At 61.1% G+C, this 9,998-nt stretch carries 10 protein-coding genes; 6 read left to right on the plus strand and 4 right to left on the minus strand.

The window, feature by feature from the left end; genetic code table 11:
* From A2J01_RS23195 to A2J01_RS23205, 3 genes are all read right to left on the minus strand, one after another.
* A partial coding sequence (locus tag A2J01_RS23195; protein WP_064113682.1) for an ABC transporter ATP-binding protein occupies positions 1–661 on the minus strand: 661 nt, incomplete at its 3' end.
* Between the two features lie 15 nt (positions 662–676).
* On the minus strand, positions 677–1,381 hold the full coding sequence (locus tag A2J01_RS23200) for a FadR/GntR family transcriptional regulator (protein ID WP_003943086.1): 705 nt from the start codon (positions 1,379–1,381) through the stop codon (positions 677–679).
* A gap of 102 nt (positions 1,382–1,483) precedes the next feature.
* Complete coding sequence (locus tag A2J01_RS23205) at positions 1,484–2,044, minus strand: QsdR family transcriptional regulator (RefSeq protein WP_003943195.1); 561 nt, start codon at positions 2,042–2,044, stop codon at positions 1,484–1,486.
* Positions 2,045–2,201: 157 nt separating this feature from the next.
* Here A2J01_RS23205 and A2J01_RS23210 point away from each other — a divergent pair, with 157 nt between their 5' ends.
* From A2J01_RS23210 to A2J01_RS23235, 6 genes are all read left to right on the plus strand, one after another.
* A complete protein-coding gene (locus A2J01_RS23210; protein WP_003943005.1) occupies positions 2,202–3,173 on the plus strand; it encodes a phosphotriesterase family protein in 972 nt (323 codons plus the stop codon).
* 3 nt (positions 3,174–3,176) lie between these two features.
* Complete coding sequence (locus A2J01_RS23215) at positions 3,177–4,832, plus strand: AMP-binding protein (RefSeq protein ID WP_064113683.1); 1,656 nt, start codon at positions 3,177–3,179, stop codon at positions 4,830–4,832.
* Positions 4,833–5,082: 250 nt separating this feature from the next.
* The gene (locus A2J01_RS23220) at positions 5,083–6,474 is read left to right on the plus strand and encodes an MFS transporter (RefSeq protein WP_030536042.1); all 1,392 of its coding nucleotides are present in this window, start codon (positions 5,083–5,085) and stop codon (positions 6,472–6,474) included.
* A 68-nt stretch (positions 6,475–6,542) separates the two neighbouring features.
* Positions 6,543–7,217 carry a TetR/AcrR family transcriptional regulator gene (locus A2J01_RS23225; protein ID WP_054187504.1) on the plus strand — a complete coding sequence of 225 codons (675 nt, stop codon included), beginning with the start codon at positions 6,543–6,545 and terminating at the stop codon, positions 7,215–7,217.
* A gap of 38 nt (positions 7,218–7,255) precedes the next feature.
* Positions 7,256–7,888 (plus strand): HAD family hydrolase, encoded by a 633-nt coding sequence (locus A2J01_RS23230; protein ID WP_064113684.1) that lies wholly within the window; start codon positions 7,256–7,258, stop codon positions 7,886–7,888.
* A gap of 55 nt (positions 7,889–7,943) precedes the next feature.
* Positions 7,944–8,231 carry a putative quinol monooxygenase gene (locus A2J01_RS23235; RefSeq protein ID WP_007730819.1) on the plus strand — a complete coding sequence of 96 codons (288 nt, stop codon included), beginning with the start codon at positions 7,944–7,946 and terminating at the stop codon, positions 8,229–8,231.
* A gap of 52 nt (positions 8,232–8,283) precedes the next feature.
* Here A2J01_RS23235 and A2J01_RS23240 read toward each other — a convergent pair whose 3' ends face one another.
* Entirely contained in the window at positions 8,284–9,786 is a 1,503-nt protein-coding gene (locus A2J01_RS23240; protein WP_064113685.1) for an AMP-binding protein, read from the minus strand.
* Between the last annotated feature and the right edge of the window lie 212 nt (positions 9,787–9,998).

Consider the following 9,998-nt stretch of genomic DNA (forward strand, 5'->3'; position numbering starts at 1 on the left):
TCAGAAGAGCATGTGTGGTGGTGCTGGGGATCTCCTCGATGTGGTGCGTCACGAGGATGCTGGCAAGTGACGGGTTCTGATTGCGGAGGTCGTCCAGTGCCGTCAAGAGTTGTTCGCGTGCAGCAAGATCGAGCCCGGTCGCCGGTTCGTCGAGCAGAAGCAGGCGCGGTTCGACCATGAGTGCGCGGGCGATCAGGGTTCGTCCCCGTTCGCCTTGGGACAAGTTGGGCCACAGCGCGTCTGAACGCGGACTCATTCCGAGTAGATCGATCAGTGCGTCGGCGTGAGCCTCTTGCTCCGGCGTCGGTGACCAGCGCGGCATCACCTCGGTGGTGTTGGTGAGGCCGGTGATCACGACGTTGCGGACGGTGATCGGAATTCCGATCGTGTGACGAGGGTTCACGTGCCCGATGTCCATCCGCAGTTCCCTCATGTCGACGCGGCCCAACTTGTGGCCGAGGACGTAAACGGAACCGCGAGTCGGGTGGGCGGTTGCTCCGAGCAGGCTCAGAAGCGTGCTCTTGCCCGCGCCGTTCGCGCCGAGGAGGACCCAGTGTTGTCCGGGTTCGATCGAAATGTTGATGTCTTTCAACAAGTATCGGCCGTCGCGGACGAGATCCACGTGTTCGGTCGACAGAACTGTGCCGGTGGGGTGTTGCACGAGAACTAACCTCTCTTAGGCGTCGAGCACACGCAGTCGTCGTAGGACGGTGTCGATGTTTGCTCGAGTTGCCGCTACCGCGGCTTCTGGGTCGGCGTCTTGAAGGGCCTCGACCAACTGATCATGGGCATGTGAGGTGTCGGGGACGCCGGCCTCGTGGGCCATCATCTCGACGAGGGATTCACGAAGGAGTGGACGCACCGACGTGAAAAGCGAGAGCAGAACTGCATTTCCGGACAGCCGAACGACTTCGGTGTGGAAGTCGAGGTCGACGTCGACGAACTTCTCGACATCACCCTCGAAATGACTGTGTCGCATGGTCAGTCGACGCCGCAGGCCGTCGAGGTCCTCGGGTTGTACCCGCTCCGCGGCCAGTCTGGCGGCCTCGATCTCGAGTGCGCGACGGACTTCGAAGACCTCGAGGATCCTCGAGCGTCGAAGAAGTTTGGTGAATTCGTCGACGTGCTCGAGTTCGGACGCGGCAGCCACGAAGGTTCCGACGCCGTGTCGGACTTCGAGTAGTCCGTCGCGAGCGAGGAGGCGGATTGCCTCGCGAATCGAGGAACGCCCGACGCCGAGTTCGACGGCGAGGGCCGCCTCGCTCGGTATGCGCTCGGACGGCGCCCACGTTCCATGCATGATTCGCCCGCGCAGCAACTGTTCGAGTTGCGGTACCAGCGGGCCACTGCGAAGTGTGAATCCTGTGTGGTCGTCGGACACGGCTCGCCTCTCGGGTGGGTACCGAGAGAGTAACAACTCATCAGACGTCTGAGGACTCGGGTGGCCGGTGTGTCGCCGTAGTGTTCACGCGGTCGAAGCGTGTCAGTTGCGGGTGACGCCGAGGAGCAGTGCGATCAGGTCGAGGGCCGTCTCGATCTCGGCCTTTTCTCGGCCGAGCAGGGGGGCGTAGAGGTGTACGTCGCAGATGCGGACGAGGGCTTCGCCCAGTACTTGCGGCGAGAGCGTGATCGTCAGCTGGCCGGCGTCGACCTGGGATTGCAGGATTTCGGCGGTAATGGAGGCGGAGATCGATTCGATGGAGCCGGGCATCATCGCGAGTTTGATGAACACCATCGGTTCGCGTTTGGTCAGCGCGCGCAGTTCTGTCGACGATTCCACCGATCGCATAACGCGGCCGAAGACGTCGAGAATGTACTCCGGACCTTGCCCCGACGCCTGTGACATCGCCTTTCGGTATGTCCGTTCGGTGGCCTCGGCCAGCACTGTTCCGAGCAGCTCGTCGCGGTTGCCGACCCAGCGGTACAGCGTCGCGCGGCCTACGCCGAGACGTTCGGCGAGCAGTGACATGTCGAGTGGTTCCTCCGCGAGGTACATGCTCGCGGCGGTGTCGATCGCGCGTCGGCGTTCGAGGTCGGTAGGCATCGGGACATTCTCTCCGGTTGTCCGGTACTGCACAATTTCGGCCGTTGAAAAGTGGTGAGCCTCGGGGGATCGAGCCTATTGACGAACCTGGCCACGTGAGACACACTAGCTCATTGTCTCATGTTAGTGATGGCGATCACAGTCAGGGGTTCGATCGATGAGTTCAGTACAAACCGTTCGTGGGCCGGTGGATACAGCCGATCTGGGAAAGGTGTTGATGCACGAGCATGTCTTCGTTCTGGGTGAGGAGTTGCGCCAGAACTACCCCGACTACCCCGAACCCTGGGACGAGGAAGTACGGGTAGCGGACGCGGTGGCAAAGTTGACCGAGGTGAAGTCCCGCGGAATCAGCACGATCGTCGATCCCACGGTGATCGGCCTCGGCCGGTACATTCCGCGCATCGTCCGGATCAACGAGCAGGTCGATCTCAACATCATCGTTGCTACCGGCATCTACACCTACAACGACATTCCCTTCCAATTCCATTACACCGGACCGGGATTGCTGTTCGACGGCCCCGAGCCGATGGTCGAACTGTTCGTCAAGGACATCAGGGAAGGAATCGCCGGAACCGGTGTCCGAGCCTCCTTCCTGAAGTGCGCCATCGAGGAGCCGGGCCTTACCCCCGGCGTCGAGCGGGTCATGCGCGCGGTCGGACAGTCGCAGGTGGAAACGGGAGTGCCGATCACCGTGCACACCAATCCGCACACTGAATCCGGGCTGGTCGCGCAGAAGGTTCTGGCCGAAGAGGGTGCGGATCTGACCAAGGTGGTCATCGGTCACTCCGGCGACACCACCGATCTCGACTACTTGTGTGCGCTGGCCGATGCCGGTTCGCTACTGGGGATGGACCGTTTCGGTCTCGAACCGTTCCTGTCGTTCGAGGATCGTGTCAACACCGTGGTGGAGATGGCCCGTCGCGGTTACGCGGAGAAGATGGTTCTGGCGCATGACGCGTCGTGTTTCATCGACTACTTCCCCAGTGCTGCAAGAGAAGTGGCACTTCCGAACTGGAACTACACCCACATCAGTGATGATGTCATTCCGGCGCTGCTCGAACGTGGTGTCACCGAAGACCAGGTCAAGGCGATGCTGGTGGACAACCCACGTCGGTACTTCGAGAGCTGAGATATGACCAACGTGTACGAGAGCAAGCCCTGGCTCGCCAATTACGACGCCGACACTCCGCCGAACGTAGACATCGAGCACGTCGACGCCCTCGCGATGTTCCGTGCTTCGCTGGAGCGCGATCGCACCGCCCCGATCATCAGGTACTTCGACAGCACCGTCAGCTTTGCCGAGCTCGACGAGATGTCGGATGCGCTTGCCGTAGCCCTCGCCAAGGATGGAATCGGGTTCGCAGACAGAGTTTCCTTTGTCCTGCAGAATGTTCCGCAGTTCGTGATCGCGACAGTCGCGGTCTGGAAGCTCGGTGCCGTCGTCGTTCCGGTCAATCCGATGTACCGCGACCGTGAGCTGTCCACCGTACTGGCCGACAGCGGAGCGGTAGCAGTCATCTGTCTCGAGTCCTCGGCCGAGACCGTGGCGACTGCGTCCGAGGGCACCGAAGTGCGACGGGTCATCACTACGTCGGAACGGGATTTTCAGTCGCGCGACGATGAACGGATCTTCGGTTCGGCGTCCAGGATTCGGCACGATGGATTTCCGGATCTACTGGAATTGATCGAGGCTCATCGAGGGCAGAAGCCCGAGAAGGTCGATCTGTCTCCGGAAGACCTTGCCTACCTTCCCTATACGTCAGGGACAACCGGCCCGCCGAAGGGGTCGATGAACTCGCACGCAAATGTCGTGTTCGCAGCGCAGATCTATCGGGACTGGCTGGGGTTGCGCCCCGGCGGCGCGATGTTCGCGGTGGCGCCACTGTTCCATATCACCGGGTTGATCGGGCACGTCGCGGCTCCACTCCTGGCCGGCGCGCCCACGATTCTGACCTGCCGATTCCATCCCATCGTTGCAGCGGAGTCAATTTCGGAGCATCGGGCTACCGCGATCATCGGAGCGATCACGGTATTCATCGCGTGGACGGACAGCGCCGCAGTCTCGAAGGAATCTTTGAGCTCTCTCGAGTCGGTGTATTCAGGTGGCGCGCCGATCCCGCACGCGGCGTTGGAAGCGTTCCGGGCGAAGTTCGGTCACTACATTCACAACGGCTACGGGCTGACCGAGACGAACAGCCCGGCAATCGTGGTGCCGAATTCGCGTGAAGCGCCGGTAGATCCGGCGTCGGGGGCCGTTGCTGTCGGCGTACCGGTATCGAATACGTACGCCGAGGTGGTGGACGAGAACGACAAGCCGGTACAGGTCGGGGAGTACGGCGAGATCGTGGTCTCCGGTCCCCAGGTTGCACTCGGATACTGGAACAAGCCGGACGAGACCGCACATGCCATGCCGGACGGGCGTTTTCACACCGGCGACATCGGATTCATGGACGGCGACGGTTGGTTTTACATCGTCGACCGGATGAAGGATCAGATAAATGCCTCGGGCTTCAAAGTGTGGCCACGCGAAGTGGAAGATGTTCTCTACGAACACCCTGCCGTACGAGAGGCTGCTGTCGTCGGTGTCATGGATCCGTATCGCGGCGAAACCGTGAAGGCCTTCGTGTCCTTCAAGGACGGTGCCGAGGCGACCGCCGAGGATCTGGTCGAGTTCTGCAAGGAAAGGCTTGCAGCATACAAGTATCCACGCATCGTCGAGGTCATGAATGACCTGCCGAAAACAGTGAGCGGCAAGATTCTTCGTCGTGAACTGCGGGTACCGAACTAGATCTATCTGACCAACGAATTGCCGGCCGCCGACAAGGTGAGCCGGCCATTCGTCGTGGTGGCTGACGAGCATCGGTAGGGGATTTAGTCCCCTATGCGGCAATGCATTTCAGTGATTGACATCACTCTTTTTGTATCGCAGACTGATCGCAACGCCACAGAGTTGAAGTTGGTGTCAGTTTCTACTTCTGGCCCGGCTCCGCTTCTCAACTCCCGGCGCGACGAGCGTCCGACCCATCGAGGAGTAACCCATGACGAGATCGGCAGTGGATTCGAGCACGCAGGCAGGGGGCCTGTCCGATCAGGAACGGAAGAAGAAGAAGGCGCACCGCAAACTTCTAGGCGCGGGACTGCTCGGCAGTTCCATCGAGTGGTACGACTTCTTCTTGTACGGAACGGCTGCGGCACTGGTCTTTCCGCATGTGTTCTTCCCCGATTCATCCGCACTGATGGGCACATTGCTCTCGTTCAGTACGTTCTGGGCCGGCTTCGTTGCCCGCCCCATCGGCGGTTTGGTCGCCGGACACTTCGGCGACAAGTATGGGCGTAAGCCCGCTGTCGTCACCTGCCTGTTGCTGATGGCCGTCGCGACGTTCCTGATCGGCGCGATCCCGAGTGCGTCGGCAATCGGCGTCGTCGCTCCGATTCTTCTGGTGACACTGCGATTCATCCAAGGTCTCGCCTGCGGTGGCCAGTGGGGCGGAATCGTCCTTCTCCTCACCGAATCCGCGAGTCCCAAGAAGCGCGGGTTCTCAGGCACTTTCGGTCAGATGGGTGTCTCGTTCGGTGTAGTGCTGGGCAACCTGGTCTTCCTCGTTGCGACCGCGACCATTTCCAATGATGCATTCCTGAGCTGGGGTTGGCGAGTTCCGTTCTTCGCCAGCGCGCTGCTCTTCCCTGTGGTTCTGTACATCCAGACGAAGGTCGAGGACACGCCGGAATTCCTCGAGTTGCAGGAAGACGCCAAGAAGAACCAAAAGGACGTCGTCGTTCAGGCTCCACTGGCGCAGGCGCTCAAGGATCACTGGCGCAAGATTCTGCTCGGTTGCGGACTTCTGGCCGCCACCAATGCACTGTTCTACATCAGCATCGCCGGCGTGCTCAGCTACGGCACAACCGAACTGGGGTTGAAGCGGAACTCACTGCTCATCATCTCGCTCCTGAGCGCGTTGCTGACAGTCGGCGTGGTGCTGTGGTCCGGGAAGATGTCCGACAAGATCGGTCGTCGTCCGATGATCCTGATCGGCGCCGCGGCGATCGTGGTCTGGGCATTCCCGTACTTCTGGTTGATCAACACCAAGTCCCTGCCGCTGTTCTTCATCGCGGTGACAGTCGGCAGCGTGTTCCAGTCGATGACCTACGGGCCGATCGCTGCGTACATGGGTGAGCTGTTCGCGCCCAACGTGCGTTACTCGGCAGCATCGTTGGCGTACCAGCTGGCGGCGATCACGGTCAGCGGTGGTACTCCGTTCATCATGACGGCACTCATCGCGAAGACCGGGACCACTACATGGGTTGCCGTGTTCGTAGCCCTCATGGGTCTGGTGACCTTCTTCAGTGCCTGGGTGCTGAAAGAGACCAACCCGAAGGAAGTTCGGGATGATCCGAACGCAATTCCGGGCGCGCACCTGTACGCCAAGTAACTCTTTCGGTTTCGAGCAGACGCCCGCTATCGGTCACCGGTAGCGGGCGTCTGACGTATAACTGGAGCATGGCTGCAGCACGCACAGGCTCCGAAGATGCTTCGTCGACAGCGTCACGGGAACTCCCCTCCACTCAGCGTGGCTTGCGTACGCGTCGAGCGTTGATCGATGCGGCCCGCACCGTTTTCGAACGGTCCGGCTATCTGGACTCGCGGCTGATCGACATCACTGTGGAGGCGCAGTGCTCGGCCGGTACTTTCTACACCTACTTCGCGAGCAAGGAAGAGATCTTCGCGGCAGTGATGGAGTTGGCGCGCGAAGACATGATGCATCCGGGTATGCCGCACACTCCGAAAGGCGCGGATCCTGCTGAGGTCATCGCGGCGAGTAACCGCGCGTACCTCGAGGCATACCGACGGAACGCGAAGCTGATGGGACTGCTCGAGCAGGTAGCAAGCATCGATCCGGAGTTCCGGGTTCTCCGCCTCGAGCGTGCTGACGCGTTTGTTCGACGCAACGCGCGCAGTATCGAGAAGCTGCAGAAAGCCGGACTGGCGGACGCGAATCTGGATCCGCTACTGACGTCTCGGGCACTCTCCGGGATGATCAGTCGACTTGCGTTCGGGTACTTCGTATCCCGCGGCGGCGAGGACGGCGCCGCCGGAGTGACCTTCGATGGTCTGCTCGATACGGTCAACCGGTTGTGGATCAACACTTTGCAATTCTCGCTACGCCAAAATTGATGTTGACGCCGGGTTCATGTTTGGTGTCTGATGGAGCAATGACACCCACGCGTACGGCAGTGCTCGTCGATTTCGGTGGAGTTCTCACCTCCAGTGTGCTGCGGGCCTTCGAAGATTTCGGGGCCTCGCTTGGGGGCGACCCACGACTTCCGTTGACCCTGCTCTCCCGCGACGACGTCTCGAAGAAACTGCTCTCCGATCACGAATCCGGAAAGATCGACCAGGAGGCCTTCGAAGCAGGATTCGGGGAACGGCTACGAGCGCACGGCGCCGTCGTGGACAGCGAAGGATTGGTCGACCGTATGCAGGCCGGGCTTGTCCGAGACGAAGAGATGGTGCGACTGATTGCGGACGTCCGAGCGGCGGGTCACCCTGTTGCGCTCGTGTCCAATGCTTTCGGGCGTGATTGCTACGCGGGTTTTGTGCTCGAGGTCCTCGCCGACGAAGTGGTGATCTCCTCGGAAGTAAGGATTCGTAAGCCCTCTCGTCTGATCTACACCATCGCGTGTGAGCGGCTGGGTGTAGCGCCCGAAGGCGCCGTGATGATCGACGACCTGCAACAGAACCTCGACGGCGCGGCACGATTGGGGATCGCCGGCATTCTCCACACCGATGCGGAAAGCACTCGCAGTCAGTTGGAATCGACGTTCGGACTACTGCCCATGCAGTGAAACTGTAGGTTCTCGGTAACACTCGAATACTGCTGGAACACTTTTGGAGGAATGAATGATTGCTGTCATCGCGGATATCACCGTCAAAGACGGAAGCGGCGAACAGTTCGAAGCCGTAGTCGCCGAACTTGCCGAGAAGGTGCGCACGGAAGAGCCCGGAACGGTTCTGTATCAACTGATCCGCTCGAAGACGGATACGAATTCGTACAAGTTCATGGAGCTGTATCAAGACAGTGCTGCGATCAAGGCCCATGGATCGTCCGAGCATTTCCAGGCCGCGGGAAAGGCGATGGCGCCCTTCCTCGCAGGCGCCCCGCAGATCGAGTACTTCGACGCACTCTGAGCGCATGGACAGATGAACCCCGGCGAAATCTCGCCGGGGTTCACCTGTGTTTTCAGTTCTGCTTCTGGGCGAGGAGTTCGGTGCGGTCGATCGATCGCTTGAGGATCTTTCCCGTCGAACCCTTCGGGAGCGCGTCGATGAACTGGACCACCCGCGGAATCTTGTAGGCGGACAGACGTTCCCGAGCCCACGAGGTGACGTCATCTGCTTCGAGGTCGGAGCCTGGGCGCACGGCCACCACCGCCGCAACCTCCTCGCCGTAGTAGTCGTCGGGTATACCGATCACCGCGGCCTCGATGATGTCGGGGTGCTGGTAGAGCACCTCTTCGACCTCGCCTGGATAGACGTTGTATCCACCGCGGATGATGAGGTCCTTGACGCGGTCGACGATGCGAAGGTCACCGTCGGCGTCGGTCTCGCCGAGGTCTCCGGTGCGGAACCATCCGTCGTCGGACAGGACGGCGGCCGTGTCGGCCGGGCGCCTCCAGTAGCCCTTCATGACCGTCGGTCCTTTGATGAATACCTCGCCCACTGTGCCTGCCTGGCAGACATTTCCGTCGTGATCACGGACCTCGACCTCGGTGCGCGGTACGGCGCGGCCGGTGTATCCGATCTTTGCGACGCGGTCGATGCTGTTGAAAGTTCCGAATGCGCTCGTCTCGGTCAGGCCGTAGCCCTCGAGGATTGTGCAGTTGAACCGTGCTTCGAAGGCGCGAGCGACTTCACCGGGAAGTGATGCGCCACCGGAGATTGCGATCCGCAGTTGTTCGAAGTCGGAGCTGTCCACGTCGGCTGCGGCGTGCAGCATGGCATTCCACATGGTGGGGACGCCCGCCATGATGGTGAGCTTGTCCCGACGCACCAGATCGAGCATGGCGGCCGGGTCGAACCGGGCGAGCAGGGACAGCGATCCGCCGCCGGTGAAGGTTGCCATCATGACCGAACCCTGGCCGAAGATGTGAAAGAGCGGCAGCCCGGTACCGGTGCGGTCCGAGGGATTTCCGCGGCTGCTCTCGGCGCCGATCTCACCGGCAGACAACAGATTCCCGACTGTCAGCTGAGCGCCCTTCGGACGTCCGGTGGTACCGGAGGTGTAGAGAATCGCCGTGGTGTCCGCTGCGTCGCGGTCGACCACCGTTGCCGGTGGATGGTCGGCCTTCGCCGATTCTTCGGTGAGCGTCCACACCGGGACGCCGCGCGCACTCCCTGCATCCTGAACTGCGGGACCGAGCTGGTGCCAGGCAATCGCCAGCGAAATCTCGGCGTCGTCCAGTACGTACTCGACTTCGGGTTGCGCCGACATCGTGTTGATGGGCACCACGACACAACCTGCAGCCTGAATCCCCATGTATGCCACGATGAATTCAGGCACCGACGGCGCCGCGAGCAGAACCCGGTCGCCGATGCTCAACCCTTCGTCGCGAATGCGGCCGGCGAACGCCAGAGACGCGTCGTGAAGCTGTCGGTATGTCCAATGACTATCCGTGCCGCGAATTGCAATATTTTCCGGAGTGGCTTCCGCGTGACGGGTCACCGGGTCGAGAACGCTAACCATGGTTCTGCCTTTCGGGAGGAATCGACCGATTGTGTGTCCTGGGTCTCACCAGAGCGTACACTTGAATCCGGCGTCAACATCGAGTCTGCTGGGATTGTCCCGAAAATGATGTTGATCGGAAGGATGAGGAGCGCACCGTGCTCGACGACGAATCGCGAATTGCCGCCTTACCGGTGGCTCCGCCCGCGCTGCTCCGGGATCGACCGACCACC

Origin of the sequence: Rhodococcus sp. EPR-134, from assembly GCF_001647205.1 — a bacterium.
In the GTDB taxonomy this organism is placed as follows: domain Bacteria; phylum Actinomycetota; class Actinomycetes; order Mycobacteriales; family Mycobacteriaceae; genus Rhodococcus_F; species Rhodococcus_F qingshengii.